Below are 22,394 nucleotides of genomic sequence, written 5' to 3' on the forward strand. Positions count from 1 at the left end.
AAATTACACCTTCTCATCTTCTGGTAGTTCTATTTCACCTGATAATAGTTTGGGTAGTAATGCATCTCTCATTTCTTCAAGATTCTCGATTTGATTCCTTAAATTCATAATTTGCTCACTTATCCCTGAACAAATTTCACCATATTGATTAATTAAATCAACTGCACCAACAAATTTAAACCCCATTGCTATACTTGGTTTTATACGTTGTCTACTGCCTGTTGACCCAGTAGCATTATTAACTAAGAACCTATTAAATGCGGTTGACTTGCATAAAAAATAAGTATAAGTTTGTAGATTAATATTTTTACAATCTAATGCTATAAACTCTGGTGAGCAAACATTTAAATAACTTTTATTTAGTTCTGTTAACCATACTCTTTCAAAATTTGGATTCATTTTTGAAAATAACACTGTAAAATCTGTTATTTTGGTTTTATTACTTTTAATAGTATTTACATTCTCTATAACAGGAAACTTTTTAGAATCAAAATTAGGAATGCTAAAATGATTTACTTTTTCCACTTCGGTTTTATTTGGATTAAATGTTTCTTTTATCTGAACAACTAAATCTGACAATTTTATTATTTCCCATCCTTCAGGAATTTCACCTAATTCACTATCAACCATCTTTCCACCACTGGATTTATATGGATTTCCATTTTTATCAGGAAATTCAAAATCAACAAACCATCGTTTGAACAGTGTAGAGGCTAGTTCTTCAAGATTAGAAATAATTTGACTATTTAATTCAATTTTGGAATCAAGCTGTTTTATAAACTCTACTATTTTAATCTGATATTTTATATCTGGCACCTTAATTTTTAGCTTTGATAATTCGGAAAATGTAATTTGAGGAAAAGTACCTGACCTACTTTCGGCTATTCCCTGAAGATAATTTATTATTGGTTTAGATGTTAAATAGTAATAAAGATATTCATTTAAAATAGTATTACTTATACACCTTAAAACCATCAACTTTGTTGATACAACATATTTATCCTCGTCGATACCATTAACTAAACAATATCGACCATTCTTAGGACGGATTTCGCTATACAAAATATCGCCATTCTTAATACTTTTTTTTGCTTGGCCCGGAAGTTTGCTAACTTCCATATAGTCTTGTTTTATAATCTTTCCTTTCTCAATATCACTCGTATTTAAGAAGATTATTTTTTTCGAAGTAATTTTTTTTGTTTCTGAAACGCTAACCAATATATCCTCTATTTTTAAAACCTTATAATTCATACCCAATGCCTCCAAGTGCTTTTCGGATATCTTCTTCTAATTGATGAGATTGGGTAAATTGTTCAGATAATAACGTAGTCAATCGCTCCATCTTTTCCTCAAACGGCTCAGAATCTTCTATTTCATCTTCTAAACCGACATAACGACCGGGAGTTAAAATATAGTCTTGTTTCTTAACTGTATCTATTGAAACTGATGAACAAAATCCTGCTACATCAACATATTCTTTGTCATTTGTTCCTTTCCATGCGTGATAAACATCTGCCACTTTTTTAATATCTTCTACACTAAACTCTTTTGTTGTTCTATCAACCATAAATCCTTCATTTCTAGCATCAATAAATAAAATTTCACCTTGATGATTTCGTTCATTTTTCTTAGCTTTAGATTTTGACACAAACCATAAACATGCAGGGATTGGTGTAGAATAAAACATTTGGTTTGGTAAAGTCACAATACATTCCACTAAATCATTTTCAATTAGATTTTTACGAATTTCAAACTCATTTTTTGTCGATGTAGACATACTTCCATTTGCTAATACAAAACCTGCCGTTCCCTCGGGTGCTAATTTAGATACCATATGTTGAATCCAAGCATAGTTTGCATTTCCTGAAGGTGGTGTACCATATTTCCAACGAGAATCTTCTTGTAATTTTTTTTGCCCCCAGTCGCTGATATTAAACGGAGGATTAGCTAAAATATAGTCCGCTCTTAACCCTTTGTGCAAATCCTTGTGAAAAGTGTCCGCATTGTGTGTACCAATGTTTCCATCAATCCCTCTGATTGCAAGATTCATTTTACATAATTGCCATGTGGTCGGATTAGACTCCTGTCCATAAATTGAAATATCTCCAATTTTCCCTTGATGTTTTTCTACGAATTTTTCTGATTGTATAAACATACCTCCTGAACCACAACAAGGGTCATAAATACGTCCCTTATAAGGTTCTAACATTTCAACTAGTAGTGAAACTACTGAACGTGGCGTATAAAATTCTCCACTACCTTTTCCTTCCGCACTTGCAAACTTCCCAAGAAAATATTCATAAACTCTACCTAGAGAATCAGTTTTTCGATTTTCTGAATCTCCTACTTTAATATTTGTAATTAAATCAACCGTTTCCCCTAATCTCGTTTTGTCTAATTGAGGTCTTGAATAATTTTTAGGTAATACATTTTTCAAAGATGAATTCTCTTTTTCTATAGCAATCATCGCTTCATCAATCGTTTCGCCAATTTTTGGCGTTTTGGCATCACGATTGATTTTTTCCCATCTTGCTTTAACAGGTACCCAAAAAATATTATCAGCTAAATATTCATCCTTATCCTCAGGGTCTGCATACTCATCTTTGGTTAGTTCTTCATACTTTTCTTCAAAGCTATCTGAAACATATTTTAAAAATATTAATCCTAAAACAACATTTTTATACTCTGAAGCATCCATGCTTCCTCTTAATTTATCTGCGGCTGCCCACAGTTTATCTTCAATTTTAAGTTCTGCTGAAACCATCAATACTTCCTCCTGTTTAGTGTCATACTCTATTATTATAACAGTTTTTAAGCCAGTTTTGGATAATAAAAAACCTAATCTAAAATAGACTAGGTTTATCTGTTTGAAATTTTTGAGACATATGATAATGCAAAGCAATTGCTCTTGAAGTATCTTCTGTATAAATTGAAAAATCATAATTTTTTTTTAATTCATCCATCAATAATTGTAATTTTTGATTGTGTTGTTTTGGATAATATTTCTTTTTCATTAGTTGATGAAACTCTTTTTCAATATCTCTATAATCTCGTTTTCTACTCATAATTAATATCATCCTCTTTTATCAATAATCAGTATATCTATAAATATCTATAAATCAACTACAATGTTTTAATTATCTAAAAATAAGTACTGCCTTCAATATTAGGTAGTGATTCTATAATAGTTAGTTCATTTTCTAAGCTATCTAAAGTTTGAGCAATAATTTTTTCTGCGGTATCTCGATATACCTGATTTCCCACACAATCATCAGACAATGACTCTAATGCTAGTAAAGAGAAAACAGCTTGTTTATAGCTTAGATTACTTGTAATAACAGTTACGCATTCATTCATAATAATAGCCTCCATTCATCTTAATGGTCCTGAAGATTATCATCCAAAGTTACTATAGTCAATAAAAAAATACGATTTTTCTATTCAATCAAATATTTCTTTGTATAATTAATTTAAAGAAAAAATAGTCTTAATGTTTCATCTCCATCAGGTATGATAAATATTTTTATCTCTAAATTTTAGATAAAAACCACTTAAAAAATGACCCTCAAAAAAATCAATAAAACCAAGGTTTTTCTACTTGTTGACAAAATCAACAGATTGTTGTTATATCAACGTTTTAAAGCACTATTTTTCAAAAAACACCTGTCAGATGCAACGAAAAAAATTTTATGGGGAATTATACACTTATTGTTGTCTGAAAGGTGTTTTTTGTATTGAAGATTTTCCTAAACTATACTTAAACGTTTATATATCAATGTTTACATATAGTTTTTCAAATTCTAAAACTGGTACAAGTAAAATTTTTATCTTGCCGTCAGATTATGATTTAAAATAATATACACAAAGTCATTTTACTATTTAAAAGTTCAAAATTATTTTACAGATTCCTACAATCGATTCTATGCTGCTTATTTTGCGTTCTAAGACGTTTTAAATTTTTATGTATAATTTATCGAAAACAATTTCTAACACTCTCTAGAGAGAATATATGCTGTTTAAAACACATTTAGAGTTATTTTATTATCTAAAAACTTCATCAATTCATTTTATATAATATTATGTATATTGTTGTTAGATAGAGGTTCTTATAGATTGTCTAAGTACTTTCATTTAATAAATAAAAAAAGATAAATATAGAATTTCGTTATATATAAATACCTAATCACTGATAAAGAGTAAATTTTAGCTATTTTACCGAACCTAGGAACATCAATTAAGTAAGCAAGATGAAATCTCGCTGGCACTAAAAGATAAATATTGATATATCAATGTTTTACAGCTATTTACATTACACTATTATTTAATGTAAATAAGTTGTTGCGTATTTATATGTGTGAAAACAGATAGTTTCCCCCTGATTTCTATCAATTTTCCCAATATTTCTAGAGGTAAACGATAAGGATTTTCTTAGTTCAATACGCAATTTTTATACTTCATTTATTACTTATAAATTATTATCCTAGAAGAATACTGTTCTGTTACTCCTAGTTCTTGATGTAATCCCTTAGTTAACTTTGTTCTTTTTAAAGAATATTTATTGATAATATCTGCCCTAACCTTATTATACTGTGGACGAATACTAGCTATCTTTTTTTAATCTACTGAATTTAATGTTTTAAAATCTTGACAAAATTACAAGTTCTCGTTACAATGAATTTGTAGTAAAGGTACTACAAGTTTACGGACTTTAAAAACCGACTTAATTCGAGTTTACGGACTCATCAAAACCGACTTAATTCTTAAGTACTAAGTTTATGCTTAGTACTTTATTTTTTGCGAGGATGAAATGGATAGATTACAACTTTTTGAAATAGAACCTACCTACATTGATTTTTTAAAACAATATGATGATAAAATACCGAATCATGATTATGATACACATGATAAATTATATTGCGGCGTAGTATTAATAATTAATGATTTAAAGTATTTAGTTCCATTATCTAGTTTTAATAAACGACAAGCAACCAACCTGCTTATAAGAGATAGAACAAGAAATAATCGTGTTATTGCTAGTTTACGGTTCTGTTTTATGATTCCAGTTTTAGATGAAGTAATCAAAATAAAGGATTTTTCTGAAGAAACTGATACTAACTATGTGGCTCTTTTATCTAAAGAATTACGTTATTGTAGAACACATGCAAACGAAATATATGCAAAAGCTTTAGAAGTATATTCTTTTGGTACTGATGAAACTCATCCTCAATATATCAATTGTTGTAAATTTAAAGTATTAGAGTTAAACTGTAAATACTATAATAATATTTAAAAGACATTTTTTATGTCTTTTTTATTTATCTAATTATGATAAAACCTACCTTTTACTCATTTCAACATAAAATAAAGTCCTCAGAAATTATTCTAGGCAGCAAATTTTAGCTATTTTACTAAACCTAAGAATCTCTATTTAATAAGCAAGTCAAAGACTTGCTACTACCTAAAAACAAGAAAAGAAAATATCCTCTTTTTAAATTTCAATATTCCTATTATAAGTAAGCAAAGCGAAGCTTTGCTAATACTCAATCAGTATGTATGATTATAAAACCTACATGATATACACCATTAATATTGAATTGGAACTTTCATGAAGAAAACCCAGTTTTTCTGGTAAAACTTATTAGGTTTTATAATCATACCTCAAATAAGAATAAATAAATAATAAGTTCTTTGAGGTATGATTGTAAAAGTTATGATTTACCCCTAGTTTTATTGAAGAAATCGAATGAAAGTTACAATTCAATAAAAATAGGGTATAACTTATACAATCTCTTCAATAATTACTAATTCTTCACGTATATGATACTTCTACTCTTAATTTCATTAGATATTTTATAACTGTCTCGAATACTATTTGTTACTCTGATAAGCTCTAAATCATAGTCTTTACAGATATTCGCACGACATTGTTTTACCAAATATTCAGCATCTTTCTTTGTTTTTTTCTTTAATAGATATTTATAAACATAAAAAATTATATCTCTTTCAGCTACATAGCCCTGGGTTTCTATTTTTCTTAAAATGAATTTAGCTATTTTCAACTCATTTTCCTTTTTTGATTCGGATAATAAATTTTCATCTACTTTAATTTTCTTAGATACTACAGTGGTTTCTCTTTGCTTAAATACATTACTAGCAATATCTTTTCCCAGAATTCTAGCAATTCCTTCAAAATTCAAAGCACTCAACGTGTAATTATTATCATATAATTCTTTAGATATGTTCTCCGATTTTTCTATGTCAGCATTTTTAAACTCTATAAAATTTGTATGATGATATTTATTGCGAGTTATTTTTTCATAAGAATTTTCTGTGTATTTTTCAAATAATTCAGTAGGTATTTGTGATTCTTCTAGCTTTTCAATATTTTCTGTAATCGCCAGTTTGTTAATTACTCTTTGTATTCTTTTACTATCATACCTTGTTCCCAGAACAATATTTATTTCTTTTGCAATATTTTCACTTGTTAGGCATAGTAAGTGTCGAACTTCCCCTGTTTTAAAATCTTCATACATATACTCTGAAAGCATATCCAACAATGCGATAGATATATTCAAATCACTTCCTAAAAACTTTCTAAATTTAGGGTATTCAACAGCTAATTTTTCACTCTTCAATACTTTTCTAAAAAAATGAATTTTATCAATTTGTTCTGCTGATTCAGAAGTTCTATCCAAACTACTTCCAGTTAAATATAGTAATAAATCGATGGATTTACAACTTCCTTCATACCCTGTTAGATTTAACAGTTTAGAAATTACTCGCAAAATATCTAAATTGGCAAAAGAATCCTTATTAAACCGATGGTAAATTTGAGTGCCATCTTCCCATTTTATTACACTTGCACTTGGATTTTCATCTTTTTCTAAAATATCATGAAACGGTTCTGATTTAGGTAGTTCTAAAAACTCTCTCATATCAATTGTTTGCCTTAGTATCACTCGTGCATTTGTGTAAGAAGGATAAACCTTAGAAATTTCTGAATCAAATTTATCTAGGATGATGGCTCTTGCTTCATCAATAGATTCTTGCGTATTTTCTTTAATCAATTGCCAAACCAGCTTTCTATCTTGAATTTCATATTGTTCGTTAGAAATTTCTGATTTTACTATTTTATTTATTATTTTTTTCGTTGGAACAATATCACTTGTAAACTGTTTTACATTTAAAAGATTGGAAAAATGAACTTCTTCATATCCTCGATTACTTCCAAAAAATAAACGGTTAGGATTGGAACATTTTCTATCAGCAGATGGGAATAAACGAAATAATTTAGTATAGATATTCCCAATCAGTAAATAATCTTTTACTGATTCATTCAACACAAAAACTACTCTAAATTTATCAACTATTGCTTCTTTATCAGAGAAGGTTCGATACATGAAACAAGCATTTTGTTTAATAAAGTCATGATTTCTTACATAGTCATAAGTGGTTATACCGTATTTTTCTATATCTACTTTAGAATTATCAAAATCAAGCATAATCAGTTGTTGCTGTTTAAAATTAATCGAATGAATACGTTCAGAGAATTCTTCTGTTTCAAAATACGTTGCTAACATACTTGTTTTCCCTTGATTAGCAATACTTTCAGCAATATTTTCAATTTCTTTTTTCTTTATTTTTTTATATAAAGTATTTTGAATCAATCTGATTTCATTAGGATTAGGTTTACTCCTTCTTTGAATATCTTCCATACACAATTCAATTTTCATTCTTATAACTCCTCCTCGAATAATTTACCATATTTGAACTGTAATAGTTCCTCTAATCCACTTAATTTTTCTTCACTTATCGTTCGTTGTCCTTTTCTGAAATTATGTAAATTTTGATAGTGAATCCCAACAGCTTTAGCTACACTAGTCATCTTCACTCCATAATATCCTTCTAAAGTATCTAACTGTCCTTTTACTTTTTCTTGTCTTACAATCGTTTCCTCTGTCAATTTATTATTTCTCATATTTATTATCTCCTTATATAATTATTAGTTATCTAATCACAGCTGGACCTTACCATCATTTGAAACTGAAGTAAAGAGTAAATATTCTATTCAGACAACAAAAAATAATTAGTGTATGTTTATTAAAAATCGTCTTTTATAACAACCCATTTTTCTACGACTTTTTTTAATAGATAAAAAGAACTTAATAACCTTGATATATCAAGGTTTATTCAAATAATATATTTGTCTACATACTAAAAAAACACCTCTCAGATTCATTTAAGCGTAGAATTACCCACAAAAATTTTTTCGTGTCGTTTGAGAGGTGTTTTTTCAAAAATAGTGCTTTAAAACGTTGATATAACAATAATCTATTGATTTTGTCAACAAAGAGAAAACCCTTGATTTTGTTGACTTTTTCGAGGGTCATTTTTTAAGTGTATTTTTACAAAAATTTGAAGATAAAAAGAGGCATGATTTACTCATACCTCTTCAATGAATTTATTTTAAAGTTCTTCTAAAAACATCATCATGACTTCCAGTAGCAAGCAAATAAAATATCATTTCTATATCATTTACTTCATAAACCAAGAGCCAATTTCCACCTTCAATATGCAATTCTCTTAATCCTTGATGGGAACCACTCAATGAATGGTCATTGTAAACTCTTTTTAAGGTTTCTGTGTCATCTTTTTCAATTAACCGAATCACTTCTGATAACTTTTTCATATCGTAATGTTTCTTTTTTAAACGCTTAACATCTCGTTTGAATTGGGGTAAATATTCTGCTTGTCTAGTCATCTAGTCCTAAATCCTCTATCAAACTTTCTGCATTATCAAATCGAACACCTAATCCACGTCTTTTCTCATTCAAAGCAATTTCAAGATTATTCGTAGCTAAATCAAAAGGGATGGCATTTTGAGCAATCACTTGTTTCAAATAAATCTTGATGCCTGTTGATAAATCCATTCCTAATGCTTCAAATACATCTTTTGACTGTTCTTTTATTTCTTCATCAACTCTAATATTAATATTAGCCATTTTCTATCACCTCTTTACATTCACATTGTAACACATTGTGATAACTATGTAAAACAATATTCATCTTTACTTTAAAATACTGGAAGAATCTTAATGATTTTTGATGATAATTTCCACTAAAAAAGAGACATGAATAAAATCATATCTCTTTTAATAATTCTTTTTCTTTAGTAGCCATATGTTTATCCCAGAGTAATTTTACTATTTCATCAGAATCCAATAAATATTCCTGTTCTTTTTCTGAACACTTAGCAAATTCTTTATACAATTCATTGGCTATACTATTTACGACTATCTGTGAAATCGTCACATTTGATTTATAGAAAGTCCTTTTCACTTTATGAAGGACATATTTTTTCTGAACAAATTTATCCATTTACTTTCAACACACCTAAACTTTCATTTGCCTTTTCTCGATAACTGGCTAGATTGTCATTTGTTAGGGGGGATATATAAATATATTCTGTTTCTTCTAACACATTCCCTTTTTCATCAATAATGCTATACTTCCCATCTTCAGATTCTGTCATTGCTGATAATCCATTGTCGTTATATTGCTGAATAGTATGGGCAAATGGTTCTTTGATAATTTCACCAGTATTTACATTAATCAAACCATATTGCCCATCTTTTTCTAATTTATAAGGAGCAATTCCATTGATGTTCGGTTTCTTAATTTCAAAGGCAAACGGTTCTTTTATTACTGTTCCATCGGATGAAATAATCCCTTTTTTTCTTGGTGTAAAATCAATATTAGATGGGGTCGAGCCATCAGGTGTTACTTTTTCATTTAAATCTTCAAAAACATAGTTTTCTGCTTCACCAATATCTCCTAAAAATTCACCATCCCCAATTGGTTTCTCAATCCCATAGTCAACAAATTTAACAATTTCTATATTTGATGGATAATTGTAACTTGTATCAGAATCTAAATCATAAAATGTCCAAATCGCAGGGTCATCAACTAAGCCAGTTGTATACTGTCTGATAAATAGACGATTTTTATCGTTTATATTTGTTGCTGTATCTAATTTGACTGTATTGATTGTTTTAGTGGCTATATCTTTTTCACCACTACTGTTATCACCACTATCTTTCAATTTTGCATCATAAATCTGAACAGAAGTGTCATTAACTGTCTTGCTATCATTCATTTGTTCAAGAAGTGTGAAATAGCCATTTTTATTTATATCGCCTGACATACTACCATAAGCCGTATAAAACCCTTTTTCTCTATAATCATTTGCTAAATAATCAACAGTAACTCTTGAAGAAAAACGATAGGGAATTATTCCATATTTTCCAGAAGTTAGTGTATTAAGAGATGCAGGATTATCAACTGTTCGTTCTCCTAACCGAATCCCTTTCAAATCACCATTTTCATCTAAATAAGTAGATAATATTTCATTCTCATCTTCTATTGGAACTTCTTTTCCTAAAATTACATCCATTTCAGTTTTCAATGAATGTGCCAGTTCATCTCGTTTCTTATCAGCATTTAAAATAGAATTTTTTTCATTTAATGATGTATCATAAATTGTCCAATTATATGAACTGTAATCCCCAGTTTGTGCAATAACTAAACCATTTTGAACATAAATCGTATCGTAATCTGTCGCTGTTTTTGATTGAATAATTGATTCTTTTTCTTTAGTATGGGGTGTTGATTCTACTGTGGATGATTGAACTTCTTTACTGTCCTTAGTATCTTGCACTTTCCCACACGCACCTAACATACTCAAGGATAACAAGCCAAGACTTGCCATTTTTACCCATTGTTTCATTTTATTCACCCCTTCTGTTACTTTTTATTAAATAAACTAATCACAAATACTACTCCCACAATAAACAAAAAGGAAATAAACAAGTGTTGGAAAACAAAATCTAATACATGTATTAGAATTGTTATAGCAATCACTAATAATACTAGCCAACCAATGCATCCACACCCTTTTTCCCTCTCGTCAGGTACTTCTATCATTTCTTGAAAAATACGTCCACCTTTAAGTGCCATTTTTTCAATCCTTTCTAGCTTTTTAATGACGTAAAAATCCAAGGTTTTTTCTGCATAAAAAAAGACCAATCTATCAATCTTTAAAACATTGATACACTCGTCTTTGTCTGTCAGTTATTTTTTTAATAAATTATCGGTAAAAAACCTTGGATTTGTACCGATGAAATGCTATGTTATACTACTAAATTTTATCGTTTGTCCATTAAAATAGCAAGTACTATTTTCTTGATAAACCTTCACTTCTAGCCAAATTATAGACTGTTTTTACACTAACACCACATTTTTTAGCGATTTCATTTAGTGATAATTCTTTATTCTGATATAGCTTCAAAACTTTCTTTTTCGTGTTATTTTTAACTTTAGGTCTCCCAAGTTTCTTGTTTGAATTCGCCAATGCTTCTTTTGTTCGGATACTGATATTTTCTGCTTCAAATTCTGCAATAGCAGCTAAAACGGTGAAGAATAACCTTCCTGTGGCTGTTTTCGTATCTACACTCTCTTGAATACTTTTTAGATGAATTCTTTTCGCATTTAATTCTGACATTAAGTTCACTAACTGCTTACTAGACCTACTTAAACGAGCTAAATTATAGATAAGTAAAGTATCTCCTGTATCTAAATTTTCTAACGCTTTTTCAAGCTCTGTTCGCTTCTCTTTTCTTCCACTTACTTTTTCAGAATAAATAATATCTGGTTTATACCGCTCTAACGCCTTTTTCTGGACTTCTAATCCTAAATCTTGTGAACTAGTGCTTGTTCTGATATATCCAATGACTTTATTTGTCATCCTGCAAAACCTCCCTTCTTTCTTTAGTTTAATCGCTTCTTTTCTATACAAAAACACCCTAGTATCACATAAAAAAATGGATACTAGAGCAAATTAGGACTTTTCTATCATATAGAAGGAATACAATTATCTATTATTGAATCTATTTATATGACAATGATAATTCGTCAAGGTACATTTATTATTACATCAAAAATAACAATTGTCCAGAAAATCAATCCCCCTTTACTTTTCTATTATTTCTCTTTAAACACTTTATTTTTCTACCAAAAATGCTTTATTAAAGAAATATTCATGTGCTATAAAATTGATTTCTAAAAGGTACTTGCTATAATATGCACCAAATTAAATAACAATCCAAAAGGAGGTCATGGATAATGACAAATGGAACAAGTCAAGGACTATTCGTAGTTATCGCAATTATTATTTTTGGTATTTTTGTAGGTATTAGCTATTTACTATTTAGAGATACTTTAAAACCTAGTTTATCAGGAATATTTACGGATAGTTTAGAACAGGCTGATGAAAACTTAACAGGTATTACTAACCAAAAATATTTAATTTACTCAAATCTAAATGGCGATAGTGTTGTTGGTTTAAATTCAAAGGCATACAATTCTGATGGCAGTATTAAGAAGAATTTCAAAACCATTACTTTACCTAATACCATTAGAGAGAAAGATTTAGTAACCATAGACTTTATAAATTTACGAGGAAAATTTAAAGGGGTTGAAAAAATAGTAGGAAATACTAATTTAACTACAGTTACATCAGTGACTAATGATACTCCGAACCTTGTATAATTAGATTTAAGTCAAACTAAAGTAACTAATTTAGGAGTTCAATATTTTTTAAGTGATAATAAAACAGTTAAAAAATTAACATTAGGTAAAGAATTTAATAAATTTGGATATGGTGCTTTTCAAAATTCTGCATTAGAAGAATTAGTTTTAACAAATACAACTCCTATTTCTGATATTCAATATATTGCGACAGCCCCTAGAAAACAACTAACAGTGAAAGCCCCTAAAGAGTTAGAAAGTCAAATAAAACCATATGAAAGTAGTTTGAAAGAAGTTATTTATTATTAAATCAAACCGTCAGGAATAACTCCTGATGTTTTTTTCTATTCCCTACCTTTTCATTGTCAACAAATTTTACACACAACATTCAAATTTCCACTCTCTATTTTTTGATGCTATAATTTTTTATGGGAGTAGTGAAAAAGGATAGTCACGAGATGGATACTTACGAGAAGTAACTATTTTTTATTAGAAAATAGACCCCTCCATAACCCCTTCATCTCCAATCTTCCTACCCTTCATAATCCCTTCATAAACCCTGCATAAAGATAATTTTAGAGTTCCTAGATGAGAACTATTTGCGAACTTTTGCGAGAACTTTTTTAAAACTCTATCATTTTTGAAGGAATTTTTGAAAAATTCAATGGAAACCTCCGTGAATTTTTTTAAACAGCAGCTTCATGAAAAATTTTTTAACTATGTCACTTGGACAAGACTACTGAAATGAGTGTATGAATGGAATGGATACTTACGAGAATAAGATATGTTGATGGATAGTTTTGAAAACAATCAATCAAAGAAAATAAACAAAAAAAATCATTGGAGGGAGTGGACTTGAAAAAATATATTGTCAACAAAAGAGCTATCAGTAACGAAGAATTACTACAACTAATTATTGCGTCTAACGGAATTTATGAATCTACCTTGGAAAAACTACTACAATGCAACAGAACTAGCCTAGAAGCTCGTTTAAAAACACTTGAAAAGCATAAATGGATTTCTAAAAGGAAGCTATCTAAACACTTCTATTACGCTAAAAAGTTTGATTTAGCCAATTTAAAAGAGTTAGATTTACAAGCTGATGCCTTACAAAAAATGTTAACATTAGGCTTCAGAACAAGTAGCGTATCAATCACTACGAATCAGCAAAAACAAGTGAAGGCTTCATTTCACAGTGCTGTAAAGAAAATATATACGCATAAAAATTTTAGTCAAAAACCCCAAGCTTTTCAATTATTTCAGCAATGCATATCTAACGAAAACAAAGAATTATTTTCAAATTTTATCAATTACCATCATGTTGAAATACCTATTCAATTTTCGAGTATTTATGATGAGAATCAACTAATTTATACTAAATCTTTAGATTCTTTAGATATTATTGCAATTCCTACCATGCAACAATTACCTGCTATCAAAAAGAGATTGAAAGATTTTAGTAGGTATCGAGTGAAGAACAACACCACATTTATAAGAGATGATATCTTAATCTATATTCAAAGTTACGATAGTTTCTTTTTCTATACGAAAAATGACCAGCAACAATGGAATTTATATCAAATCGACAGTCTATTTGAATTCATTTTTTACTTGGCTAATCATTTTAAGTCTTCTAAACAACTGACTTTTTCAAATGACAAAGAAGAATATAAGGCATTAGAAACACTCTATATAAAAAGCAGTGAAAATAGAAAACAATATAATACAATAGCTAAAAAGAAAGCAAAAAAAGAAGCACAGTCTTAATTGATTGTGCTTTCATGATTTTTACTACTATTTTCTAAGTAAGTTTTTGCTATAGTTTCTAAATTTTTAAAATCCAAACATCTAGCAGATACTCTATCATCAGGAAATTGGTATTTTCGTTCATATAATTTTATTGCCATTTCTTCAATTCTTAATTCTCTAATTTTTTCTATTTGCTTATTTAATAAATCTATATATCTAGATTTTTCAATCTCACTATCAAAATCTCTATACGTATCCATTTTAGAGTTTTCAATTTTTTCAATTAATTCTTTAGGTACTGGAAACATATAATTTAAATTGATGACACAATATAAATCACCTACACCACCAGTTTTTTCATTATCTGGTTTAAAAACCTTTATAAAGTCAGCACTGTTACGCAATCGTAAATGTCTTTCTTGTGGATGAGATACTTGAGTAACATAGACTAAATTATCCAATTCAAACAGTGGAGAAAAAAACGGCTTCAGTAGTTTCCTCCCTCTTACATCATAGTATTCAGAATTTGGAATTCTTGGTTCTTCTACTCTTAAAAAATCCAAATAGTTTTTATCAACTTTAATCCATTCCAACATACTTATATTCTCCCTATAAAAATAGACCTACGAAATTGTAGGTCTAACTATTAAAACAGTTTTGGTAGGCTCTGTAACCTCTATTAAAACAGTTTTGGTAGGCTCTGTAACCTCTATTAAAACAGTTTTGGTAGGCTCTGTAACCTCTATTAAAACAGTTTTGGTAGGCTCTGTAACCTCTATTAACTACTTACATAATATCATAGAATTATATTGACTACAAGTAGTCAGACCTAAAAAATATACCCCTACTACAGAATTATCCTTACCTAGATACCTTAAAAGCCACCCTAGATATTATTGAAAAGGATTAAAATTATCTAAACTAGATTGAAGTTCTTCTTCTTCAATTCCTATGTATCGAAGAGTTACACTTTGAGAACTATGGTTCAGAATCTTCATTAAGCTTGATAAATCTTTCGTTTTCTTATAATAAGTATAGCCAAATGTTTTTCGCAAGCTATGCGTTCCGATATAATCTAGACCGAGCGATTCAGCAGTCTTTTGCATAATTTTATAATACTGATGGGTAGCTAAAGGTTTCATATTATTCCTAGGAGACGGAAATAACCACTTACTTTCTCCATCGTGTTCCTCGTTTAGGTATTTAATGATTTGATTGGTCAATTGCATTAAATTAAGTGTTCTCTTTTTTCCTGTTTTTTTCTCTACAATATCAGTTTTTAATTTCCCTTTCACATCATCAACTTTCAGATTCAATATATCTGATATTCTTAATCCTGTAAAAATCCCAAACACGAAAATTGTATAATCTCTTTGTCCATGTTTGTTTTTCAACAATTCTGTGGCAAATTTATTCAATACCTCTTTATCTTTAATTGCTTTCACATTAATATTTTTTTGTACCATATTTTCCCTCCATAAATGCTTATTTTATGGATACTTTCTATCTCTCATAATATAAATCTATCCATCTTTGCTAAATCACAATCTTAGGTATTGATAGAATAGGATTCGTGATGGATAGAAATGTAAAAAGTATCCATTTCAAGGACCTTTATAGCATCATAAATGACGGAGGGCAAATTTGTAGAACATCCTCGATATCTACTCTAAAGCGAGGTATAATCGCTGCACACTTCTGAAGAATTGGAGCGATTATATTGGCTAGAGTAGAAAAATATATCAAGAAAAATGGAGAAACTGCTTATAAATTTAGAATTTTCCTTGGCTTAGATTATAATGGAAAACAAAAATATATTAAAAAGTCTGGATTTTCAACAAAAAAACAAGCATTAGAAAAATTAGCAGAAATTGAAGGGAAAATAGAATCTGAACAAAAATACATTCAGATTTCATTCCAAGATATGTATAACGAATGGATAATCGATTACAAAGATTCAGTCCGATTGGTCACATATCATCGAACAATTGATTTATTTAGATTAAAAATACTGCCCATTTTCGGAAAAAAATACGTTGATGAGATAACCACAGAGTTTTGCCAACTGACACTGAATAAATGGGCAAAAGAATATGATAGGTTTAAATCGTTAAAAGGATATACTCAACAAGTCTTAGATTTAGCAATTAAAAAGGATTTAATTCAAAAAAATCCTATGCGACTATGCACAATGCCAAAGATAAATAAATCTCGAATGAATATTGCTAATACTGTCGAATTAACAAGCAGTAATACTGAAAATTACTACGATAAAGATGAATTAAATAAATTTTTGACCACATTAGAACAAAATTATGATTATATGTGGTTTACGGCTTTTCGTTTATTAGCTTTCACTGGAATCCGAAAAGGTGAATTAATGGCTTTAAGATGGTCGGATATACGTCATGATAGCATCGTTGTAAATAAATCAATGACAATGATTAAACGTGTTGCTTATGTATCTGATACTAAAAATGAAAATAGCAATAGAGTCATAAGCATTGACCCTTCCACTTATAATATTTTAAAAACTTGGAAAGAGAAACAACAGGCACGCTATATTAATGTTAAAGACAACCATTTAGTGTTCACAAGAGACATTCCATTAAAACATGAAAAAGACCAACCATTTGACCCCGACTATTTGAATCGTTGTATGAAAACTGTTGTTAAAGAAAATAAAGAAATACGAGAAATCACAATCCATGGTTTTAGACACACTCATTGTTCATTGTTATTCGAGGCAGGAGCAACGCTCAAAGAAGTTCAAGACCGATTAGGACACGCTAATAGTGATATAACTTTAAAGATTTATACTCATGTCACAACCAAAGCTAAAAGAGAAACTGCAAATAAACTTGCTTTATACTTAGATAGCTAAGAAGCTAGTTCATACGAATTAGCTTCTTTTTTAGTTCAACAAAAATAAATTTTCTATTCACCTATTAAAGGCTTTCTATACATATTAAACAAACGTAAGACACATAAAACACCATGTTTTACGTCCCAAAATCAAAATCCATTATTGTATAACAAATTTACGCAGTCACATTCCCTAACATTGCTAAAAACATAGTAAATATTAGAATTAAATAAAATTTAAAAATAACAAATTTTTCCAAGTCTGAAAAATAGTTTACATAGAAAAGGGTCTGTAAAATAGACCCAATTTTCAAGAAATTCAACTAAAAAAAGACACCATCCAAACGGATGATGCCTTGAAATCCTTGATATAATAAGGATTAACGTTTTGAAAATTGACTTGCTTTTCTTGCCTTTTTTAACCCTGGTTTTTTACGTTCAACCATACGTGCGTCACGAGTAAGTAACCCAGCGCGTTTTAAAGCAGAACGGAAGTCAGGATCTACTTGTAACAATGCACGAGCGATTCCGTGACGGATAGCTCCTGATTGTCCAGCATAGCCACCACCGTTTACGTTTACGATTACATCGTAAGCGCCTTTTGTTTCAGTTACGCCAAATGGTTGGTTGATAACTTCACGCAAGTCAGCATGTGGAATATATTCTTCTACGTCTTTTTTGTTTACAGTAATTTTACCAGTACCTGGTACTAAGCGTACGCGGGCAACTGCATTTTTACGACGGCCTGTGCCGCTATATTGTACTTGTGCCAATGAATTTCCCTCCTTAAATTAAGTTCGTGATATCTAATACTTCTGGTTGTTGTGCAGCATGTGGATGCTCAGCTCCACCGTATACGTTCAATTTAGTAAATTGTTTACGTCCTAAAGTGTTTTTAGGTAGCATACCTTTTACAGAAGTTTCGATAAGACGGCGAGAGTTTTTGTCGCGTAATTCACCAGCAGTCACTGATTTTAATCCTCCAGGATACATTGAGTGACGGTAGTAAATTTTGTCTGTAGCTTTTTTACCTGTTAATTTTACTTTATCAGCGTTAATTACGATTACGAAATCTCCAGTATCCACATGTGGTGTGAATGTTGGTTTATTTTTACCACGTAGTACAGAAGCAACAACTGCTGATAGACGTCCTAAAGGAACATCTGTTGCATCTACTACGTACCATTTACGTTCTACTTCGCCAGCTTTGGCCATATATGTTGTACGCACGTTTCTTTCCTCCAATTTTGTTTTCGATGTTTGACATACACTTGAGTTTCCGGGGCTCATTGTGGGGCAAACAATACCATTTAATATTTTACCTTCAATCACTGATAAAGTCAATGTTTTTCTGCGCTTTCAGAAAATAGATTTTCACTTATTTTTTTGTGCCTTTTAAACAGAAAAAAACCGCCAACGTCAACGTCAGCGGCTTTGGGAGTTGTTTTAAATTATGCGTCAATACCAGGCGCTTTGCCAAGTTTGGCTTGTAACATCCAAATATTTTTTTCGATGTCTGTTTTGTTTGCGATGAAAATGTCTTGTGTGCAGTCGTCGCCTTCTTCACCAGAAACTTCGATTCCTTTTGCGTAAAGGTCTGCTAAGTAACGGTAGCCTGCTACTAATTTTTCCATACGTTCTGGAATGGTGCGGTCCCAGTTACCAATTTCATCTTCAATTTTTGTATTTTCTGCGAATTCACGCAATGTTGAGAATGGAGAGCCGTCCAATGTGATTAAACGTTCTGAAACAACATCTAATTGCTCATTGATTTGATCCATGTATTCATCCATTTGTGGGTGAAGTGTTAAAAATTCAGGTCCACGCATATACCAATGTGTTTGATGAATTACCACGGAAAATTGGCTTAAATCTGCAACGAGTTGGTTCAAAATTTCTTTTGTTTTTTCAAATTTCATTCTTTGTCATCCTCCTAAATATTATTTCTACACTCTTAGTGTAATATGAATTGTGAAAAAAGTACACTGAAAACCTTTCTTTTTTAAAATTATTATCAAATTATAATAATTATAATTAAGAATCTAATTAATTTCCTGAAATCGCTGTTTTTTCATCCGCAGTGACGACTTTTTGTTCCGCTTGAGTGAGGATCGTGTCGAGTGCCTCCGTCAACTGGTCAGTATCTTCTTTTCCTGTGACGAAAGCTAAAAAAAACTGATTCAGTCTCAGTTGCTCCGCTGCCGGCAAGTACCATTGCCCTTCTACTTGCTTAACCGTTAATGGCAGTTCAACTGGCTCATGGCTGACATTGATTTGTTGGATTTCTTTTTTTAAAATGGCTAACGTGTGCTGCATGTCTAGCGCTTGTGTCGCCTGTTGCGTTTGCTGAAGAAGAGCAGTGGTTGTATCTTCAATCGCCGTCACAAAATCTAAGCCCTTAATCTGAAAAGTGATTGTCGCTTGCCCATTCAATTCTTTCGTGGCTACTAGTTGATATGACGCTTTTTTCTTCACTTGAGCCAGTAATTCTGCGCTAAGCTTCTGGGCTTCGGTCTCGGTGACTTCAGCGTTCATTTCTTTTAAGCTATTGAAAAATTGCTTCTGGAACTGTTGACGGCTCGTCTGCAAATGCTCCGCCAAGACTTTCGGTTCACGAAAAGTTTGAGAGAATGTCGCTGGCTTTTCTTGATAAATAAAGTAATCTACCAACTGTTGCGCTACTTTTTCGCCGGAACGAGACGGTGCACTGCAGCTTGCTAACGCCCCAATGAATAACAGAAATAGTGGTAGTAGCTGCTTCTTCATTCCTCATCCTCATTTCCTCAAGTCTTTGTCTCTCTTCTAGTTAAGCAACTTCTCAGCCATTTGTCAAAGCTATTTACTATCAATTATTTGCGGAATTCTGCTAATTTTTGATAACTTTGTGCTAAAACTTGTTGGGTTTCTTGAAAAACAGGATACAGTTCTTGATAAACTAGCAATTGATCCGCCCGTGGCGTGACCGTTTCATGAATCAGCACCTGTTGCGCCGCTGCTTGTAAATTTGGTAACTGCCCTAAGCCTTGCCAACCTAGCAAAACAGCGCCTAATGCCGAAGCTTCGGTGCTATCAGTGAACGATAACGTTTCTCCCAGCACATCAGCCATGATTTGACGGAACACAGGGGAATCAGCAAAGCCGCCTGTCGCTCGAATCTCCTGAACGGGTCCACCGAGTTGTTTCAAATCTTCTAAAATGGTTTTTAAATTGAAACAGATGCCTTCCACCACCGCTCGAGCTAAATGTCCGGCATGGTGATTTTTGCGCAAGCCAATAAAACTTGCGCTCGCCTCTGCATTCCACAACGGCGCTCGTTCACCAAGCAAATAAGGATGAAACAGTAAGCCATTTGCCCCGGCTGGCACGGTTGCAATTTTGGCCATAATTGGGTCATAGAGATTGGTCCCGTTTTGGAGAGCTTGCTGACGTTCTTCTGCAAAAATCGTTTGGCTCGCCCAATCTAACGCAACTGCACCATTACTACTTGCGCCACCAATCACCCAGTGCTGTTCATCTAGAGCAAAACAAAACGTGTCACCTTGCGGATGCAAAAAAGGTTCCTCGACAATATACCGAAGTGCGCCGCTCGTACCAACGGTCAAAGTCGCTACACCCATTCCTAGCGCTCCCAAACCTAAATTAGACAATGGACCATCCGCGCCACCAAGAACTAAAACCGTTTCCTCCTCAACACCAAGCATCTCTTGCCAAGAAGGCGCTAATGCTGGAAAAATGAACGTTGACGGGGCAACTTTTGGCAACTGTTCCTCCTCAATAGATAAATACGCTAAAATCGACGATTCCCATTGTCGCGTGTGAATATTAAATAAACCCATTCCTGAAGCACTACTATAATCTGTCCAGTATTCGCTAAAGAAACGGTAAAAAATGTAGTCCTTAATCCCAATAAACTTGGCCGCGCTCTGCGCAACGGCTGGCTGATTTTCCTGCAGCCAGCGAATCTTGTACAAAGGCGCCATTGGATGAACTGGCATGCCTGTCAATTGATAAAACAATTGGGCCGCTGGCGTTTCTTTTAACGCTTCCGCATAATCAGATGCTCGTGTGTCAGCCCAAGTAATCACTTGGGTCAATGGGCGTCCTTGCGCATCCATGGCAATTAAGCCATGCATCGCTGAAGCAAAAGAAATGAGCCCAATTGGTTGATTCTTCACTTGTTGTGTGACGGTTCGAATACAGTTCACCACAGCTTGGAACAGCGTTTCTGGGTCTTGCTCCGCCATTCCTTCAGTCTCTTGAATTAATGGATAACGCACATAGCTAGAAGCTACGACTGTGCCATTTGCTTGAAAAGCCACTGCTTTGGCTTGCGTGGTGCCAACGTCGACACCAATCGCTAATTTTTCCATTTGATTCCCTCATTTCTTGTTTCTTTTATTATTCCTAACAAAAAAAGATTTGTCTAGTCAAACGAAAAAGTTTAAAAAAAGCGTAGTTTATTTTTAAGGAGGTAACCTATGTTTTTCTTGAGTCTCTTTTTGATTGGTGCCTGTTTCGGTTCTTTTTTATGCTTAGTGGCGGAGCGCTTACCAGTAGGGCGTTCTTTGTGGTGGCCCCCTTCCCACTGTCAAGGTTGCCACCAGCCTCTACAACTCTATGAATTAATTCCAGTTGTTTCGATTTTGCTGCAGCGCTTTCGTTGTCGAAAGTGTCAACAGCCAGTAGCTAAGTGTTATCTTTTAGCAGAACTTGTCATGGGCGGGTTAACCGCAAGCTGTTTTTTTGCTGGCCTGACGATTGATGCTTTGATTCTCTGGTGGTGGCTGACGAGCGCTTTCACATTATCCTTGATTGATTACTGGTATTTAGTGGTTGAACCGAAGATTCTTTATCCTAGTTTTTTTGTGCTTTGCTTGCTGAAAATTGCGGGTCAGCATTCGTTTTACTTACTGACTGGTCTTTTTTGTTTTTGTTTTTTCCAAGCCGTCTTACATTATTTTCCGGAAGCCATGGGACGAGGGGATCTTTTGTTACTGGGTTTGTGGGGCTGTTTTTTACAGGTACCTCAGTTGCTGATGCTACTATTTTTTGCCAGTAGTTATGGCCTAATCTATGGCTACAGCTGTAAATTTTTGGGGTATCCAGTTGAACAGACACTTCCCTTTGTCCCCTTTTTAAGTTTGGGCTTACTCACAATCAGTTGGCTATAGCAAATAAAAAAAGCCGTAAGGAGC

General features: G+C 31.9%; 24 protein-coding genes. 5 read left to right on the plus strand and 19 right to left on the minus strand.

The window, feature by feature from the left end; all coding sequences use genetic code 11:
* Positions 1-3 precede the first annotated feature (3 nt).
* From IGJ03_RS12075 to IGJ03_RS12090, 4 genes are all read right to left on the minus strand, one after another.
* Positions 4-1,251, minus strand: coding sequence for a restriction endonuclease subunit S (locus IGJ03_RS12075; RefSeq protein ID WP_406842737.1), 1,248 nt, complete (start codon positions 1,249-1,251; stop codon positions 4-6).
* Positions 1,241-2,764 (minus strand): type I restriction-modification system subunit M, encoded by a 1,524-nt coding sequence (locus tag IGJ03_RS12080; RefSeq protein WP_353966984.1) that lies wholly within the window; start codon positions 2,762-2,764, stop codon positions 1,241-1,243. The genes IGJ03_RS12075 and IGJ03_RS12080 overlap by 11 nt, the downstream gene beginning before the upstream one ends.
* 79 nt (positions 2,765-2,843) lie before the next feature.
* Positions 2,844-3,065: a hypothetical protein gene (locus tag IGJ03_RS12085; protein ID WP_010819209.1), complete on the minus strand. Its 222-nt coding sequence runs from the start codon at positions 3,063-3,065 to the stop codon at positions 2,844-2,846.
* 76 nt (positions 3,066-3,141) lie between these two features.
* Positions 3,142-3,357: a hypothetical protein gene (locus tag IGJ03_RS12090; protein WP_241232592.1), complete on the minus strand. Its 216-nt coding sequence runs from the start codon at positions 3,355-3,357 to the stop codon at positions 3,142-3,144.
* 1,450 nt (positions 3,358-4,807) lie between these two features.
* On the opposite strand from IGJ03_RS12090, the gene IGJ03_RS12095 reads away from it, so the two are divergent.
* Positions 4,808-5,290, plus strand: a complete 483-nt coding sequence (locus IGJ03_RS12095; RefSeq protein ID WP_406842738.1) for a type III toxin-antitoxin system ToxN/AbiQ family toxin — start codon at positions 4,808-4,810, stop codon at positions 5,288-5,290.
* Positions 5,291-5,801: 511 nt separating this feature from the next.
* Here the strand turns inward: IGJ03_RS12095 and IGJ03_RS12100 are convergent.
* From IGJ03_RS12100 to IGJ03_RS12135, 8 genes are all read right to left on the minus strand, one after another.
* Positions 5,802-7,733 (minus strand): hypothetical protein, encoded by a 1,932-nt coding sequence (locus IGJ03_RS12100; protein WP_406842739.1) that lies wholly within the window; start codon positions 7,731-7,733, stop codon positions 5,802-5,804.
* Positions 7,734-7,735: 2 nt separating this feature from the next.
* Positions 7,736-7,978, minus strand: a complete 243-nt coding sequence (locus tag IGJ03_RS12105) for a hypothetical protein (protein WP_406842740.1) — start codon at positions 7,976-7,978, stop codon at positions 7,736-7,738.
* A 483-nt stretch (positions 7,979-8,461) separates the two neighbouring features.
* The gene (locus tag IGJ03_RS12110; RefSeq protein ID WP_126263817.1) at positions 8,462-8,761 is read right to left on the minus strand and encodes a type II toxin-antitoxin system RelE/ParE family toxin; all 300 of its coding nucleotides are present in this window, start codon (positions 8,759-8,761) and stop codon (positions 8,462-8,464) included.
* Complete coding sequence (locus IGJ03_RS12115) at positions 8,754-9,002, minus strand: type II toxin-antitoxin system RelB/DinJ family antitoxin (protein ID WP_126263818.1); 249 nt, start codon at positions 9,000-9,002, stop codon at positions 8,754-8,756. Before IGJ03_RS12115 ends, IGJ03_RS12110 begins: the two co-directional genes overlap by 8 nt.
* A 139-nt stretch (positions 9,003-9,141) precedes the next feature.
* A complete protein-coding gene (locus IGJ03_RS12120) occupies positions 9,142-9,378 on the minus strand; it encodes a hypothetical protein (protein WP_353966963.1) in 237 nt (78 codons plus the stop codon).
* Positions 9,371-10,786, minus strand: a complete 1,416-nt coding sequence (locus tag IGJ03_RS12125; RefSeq protein WP_406842741.1) for a hypothetical protein — start codon at positions 10,784-10,786, stop codon at positions 9,371-9,373. Before IGJ03_RS12125 ends, IGJ03_RS12120 begins: the two co-directional genes overlap by 8 nt.
* Before the next feature lie 17 nt (positions 10,787-10,803).
* Entirely contained in the window at positions 10,804-11,016 is a 213-nt protein-coding gene (locus tag IGJ03_RS12130) for a preprotein translocase, SecE subunit domain protein (RefSeq protein ID WP_126263821.1), read from the minus strand.
* Positions 11,017-11,233: 217 nt separating this feature from the next.
* Entirely contained in the window at positions 11,234-11,803 is a 570-nt protein-coding gene (locus IGJ03_RS12135) for a recombinase family protein (protein ID WP_271851709.1), read from the minus strand.
* A 377-nt stretch (positions 11,804-12,180) separates the two neighbouring features.
* On the opposite strand from IGJ03_RS12135, the gene IGJ03_RS12140 reads away from it, so the two are divergent.
* Together IGJ03_RS12140 and IGJ03_RS12145 are read left to right on the plus strand one after the other, a co-directional pair.
* A complete protein-coding gene (locus tag IGJ03_RS12140; RefSeq protein WP_406842742.1) occupies positions 12,181-12,606 on the plus strand; it encodes a hypothetical protein in 426 nt (141 codons plus the stop codon).
* A gap of 834 nt (positions 12,607-13,440) precedes the next feature.
* Positions 13,441-14,352: a hypothetical protein gene (locus IGJ03_RS12145; protein WP_174097400.1), complete on the plus strand. Its 912-nt coding sequence runs from the start codon at positions 13,441-13,443 to the stop codon at positions 14,350-14,352.
* Here IGJ03_RS12145 and IGJ03_RS12150 read toward each other — a convergent pair.
* Together IGJ03_RS12150 and IGJ03_RS12155 are read right to left on the minus strand one after the other, a co-directional pair.
* Positions 14,349-14,930: a type III toxin-antitoxin system ToxN/AbiQ family toxin gene (locus tag IGJ03_RS12150; protein WP_104888632.1), complete on the minus strand. Its 582-nt coding sequence runs from the start codon at positions 14,928-14,930 to the stop codon at positions 14,349-14,351. The two genes, IGJ03_RS12145 and IGJ03_RS12150, sit on opposite strands and share 4 nt — an antisense overlap.
* Positions 14,931-15,227: 297 nt before the next feature.
* On the minus strand, positions 15,228-15,800 hold the full coding sequence (locus IGJ03_RS12155; RefSeq protein WP_126263824.1) for a tyrosine-type recombinase/integrase: 573 nt from the start codon (positions 15,798-15,800) through the stop codon (positions 15,228-15,230).
* 254 nt (positions 15,801-16,054) lie between these two features.
* On the opposite strand from IGJ03_RS12155, the gene IGJ03_RS12160 reads away from it, so the two are divergent.
* Entirely contained in the window at positions 16,055-17,218 is a 1,164-nt protein-coding gene (locus IGJ03_RS12160) for a site-specific integrase (RefSeq protein WP_271851704.1), read from the plus strand.
* Positions 17,219-17,579: 361 nt separating this feature from the next.
* Here the strand turns inward: IGJ03_RS12160 and rpsI are convergent, their stop codons facing one another.
* The 5 genes from rpsI to IGJ03_RS12185 all read right to left on the minus strand — a co-directional run bounded on the left by rpsI (position 17,580) and on the right by IGJ03_RS12185 (position 21,569).
* Positions 17,580-17,972: a 30S ribosomal protein S9 gene (gene rpsI, locus IGJ03_RS12165; RefSeq protein ID WP_002354786.1), complete on the minus strand. Its 393-nt coding sequence runs from the start codon at positions 17,970-17,972 to the stop codon at positions 17,580-17,582.
* 13 nt (positions 17,973-17,985) lie between these two features.
* Complete coding sequence (gene rplM, locus IGJ03_RS12170; protein ID WP_048670019.1) at positions 17,986-18,414, minus strand: 50S ribosomal protein L13; 429 nt, start codon at positions 18,412-18,414, stop codon at positions 17,986-17,988.
* Positions 18,415-18,650: 236 nt separating this feature from the next.
* Positions 18,651-19,118 carry a Dps family protein gene (locus IGJ03_RS12175; RefSeq protein WP_002354782.1) on the minus strand — a complete coding sequence of 156 codons (468 nt, stop codon included), beginning with the start codon at positions 19,116-19,118 and terminating at the stop codon, positions 18,651-18,653.
* Between the two features lie 127 nt (positions 19,119-19,245).
* Positions 19,246-19,965 carry a DUF5105 domain-containing protein gene (locus IGJ03_RS12180; RefSeq protein WP_375804793.1) on the minus strand — a complete coding sequence of 240 codons (720 nt, stop codon included), beginning with the start codon at positions 19,963-19,965 and terminating at the stop codon, positions 19,246-19,248.
* 83 nt (positions 19,966-20,048) lie between these two features.
* Positions 20,049-21,569 carry a gluconokinase gene (locus tag IGJ03_RS12185; protein WP_375804794.1) on the minus strand — a complete coding sequence of 507 codons (1,521 nt, stop codon included), beginning with the start codon at positions 21,567-21,569 and terminating at the stop codon, positions 20,049-20,051.
* Between the two features lie 108 nt (positions 21,570-21,677).
* On the opposite strand from IGJ03_RS12185, the gene IGJ03_RS12190 reads away from it, so the two are divergent.
* Positions 21,678-22,370, plus strand: coding sequence for a prepilin peptidase (locus IGJ03_RS12190; protein ID WP_002387581.1), 693 nt, complete (start codon positions 21,678-21,680; stop codon positions 22,368-22,370).
* The last annotated feature ends 24 nt before the right edge of the window (positions 22,371-22,394 follow it).

The sequence above is a fragment of the Enterococcus sp. DIV1315a genome, from assembly GCF_051712325.1.
Lineage (GTDB): Bacteria > Bacillota > Bacilli > Lactobacillales > Enterococcaceae > Enterococcus > Enterococcus faecalis.

Excerpts from the sequence above, each read along its gene's own strand:
- IGJ03_RS12080 (WP_353966984.1), bottom strand. The coding sequence starts at position 2,764 with ATGGTTTCAGCAGAACTTAAAATTGAAGATAAACTGTGGGCAGCCGCA.
- IGJ03_RS12180 (WP_375804793.1), bottom strand. The coding sequence starts at position 19,965 with ATGAAGAAGCAGCTACTACCACTATTTCTGTTATTCATTGGGGCGTTA.
- IGJ03_RS12130 (WP_126263821.1), bottom strand. The coding sequence starts at position 11,016 with ATGGCACTTAAAGGTGGACGTATTTTTCAAGAAATGATAGAAGTACCT.
- IGJ03_RS12085 (WP_010819209.1), bottom strand. The coding sequence starts at position 3,065 with ATGAGTAGAAAACGAGATTATAGAGATATTGAAAAAGAGTTTCATCAA.
- IGJ03_RS12095 (WP_406842738.1), top strand. The coding sequence starts at position 4,808 with ATGGATAGATTACAACTTTTTGAAATAGAACCTACCTACATTGATTTT.
- IGJ03_RS12105 (WP_406842740.1), bottom strand. The coding sequence starts at position 7,978 with ATGAGAAATAATAAATTGACAGAGGAAACGATTGTAAGACAAGAAAAA.
- IGJ03_RS12135 (WP_271851709.1), bottom strand. The coding sequence starts at position 11,803 with ATGACAAATAAAGTCATTGGATATATCAGAACAAGCACTAGTTCACAA.
- IGJ03_RS12185 (WP_375804794.1), bottom strand. The coding sequence starts at position 21,569 with ATGGAAAAATTAGCGATTGGTGTCGACGTTGGCACCACGCAAGCCAAA.
- IGJ03_RS12120 (WP_353966963.1), bottom strand. The coding sequence starts at position 9,378 with ATGGATAAATTTGTTCAGAAAAAATATGTCCTTCATAAAGTGAAAAGG.
- rplM (WP_048670019.1), bottom strand. The coding sequence starts at position 18,414 with ATGGCCAAAGCTGGCGAAGTAGAACGTAAATGGTACGTAGTAGATGCA.
- IGJ03_RS12125 (WP_406842741.1), bottom strand. The coding sequence starts at position 10,786 with ATGAAACAATGGGTAAAAATGGCAAGTCTTGGCTTGTTATCCTTGAGT.
- IGJ03_RS12100 (WP_406842739.1), bottom strand. The coding sequence starts at position 7,733 with ATGAAAATTGAATTGTGTATGGAAGATATTCAAAGAAGGAGTAAACCT.
- IGJ03_RS12110 (WP_126263817.1), bottom strand. The coding sequence starts at position 8,761 with ATGACTAGACAAGCAGAATATTTACCCCAATTCAAACGAGATGTTAAG.
- IGJ03_RS12155 (WP_126263824.1), bottom strand. The coding sequence starts at position 15,800 with ATGGTACAAAAAAATATTAATGTGAAAGCAATTAAAGATAAAGAGGTA.
- IGJ03_RS12090 (WP_241232592.1), bottom strand. The coding sequence starts at position 3,357 with ATGAATGAATGCGTAACTGTTATTACAAGTAATCTAAGCTATAAACAA.
- IGJ03_RS12075 (WP_406842737.1), bottom strand. The coding sequence starts at position 1,251 with ATGAATTATAAGGTTTTAAAAATAGAGGATATATTGGTTAGCGTTTCA.
- IGJ03_RS12140 (WP_406842742.1), top strand. The coding sequence starts at position 12,181 with ATGACAAATGGAACAAGTCAAGGACTATTCGTAGTTATCGCAATTATT.
- IGJ03_RS12175 (WP_002354782.1), bottom strand. The coding sequence starts at position 19,118 with ATGAAATTTGAAAAAACAAAAGAAATTTTGAACCAACTCGTTGCAGAT.
- IGJ03_RS12190 (WP_002387581.1), top strand. The coding sequence starts at position 21,678 with ATGTTTTTCTTGAGTCTCTTTTTGATTGGTGCCTGTTTCGGTTCTTTT.
- IGJ03_RS12115 (WP_126263818.1), bottom strand. The coding sequence starts at position 9,002 with ATGGCTAATATTAATATTAGAGTTGATGAAGAAATAAAAGAACAGTCA.
- IGJ03_RS12150 (WP_104888632.1), bottom strand. The coding sequence starts at position 14,930 with ATGTTGGAATGGATTAAAGTTGATAAAAACTATTTGGATTTTTTAAGA.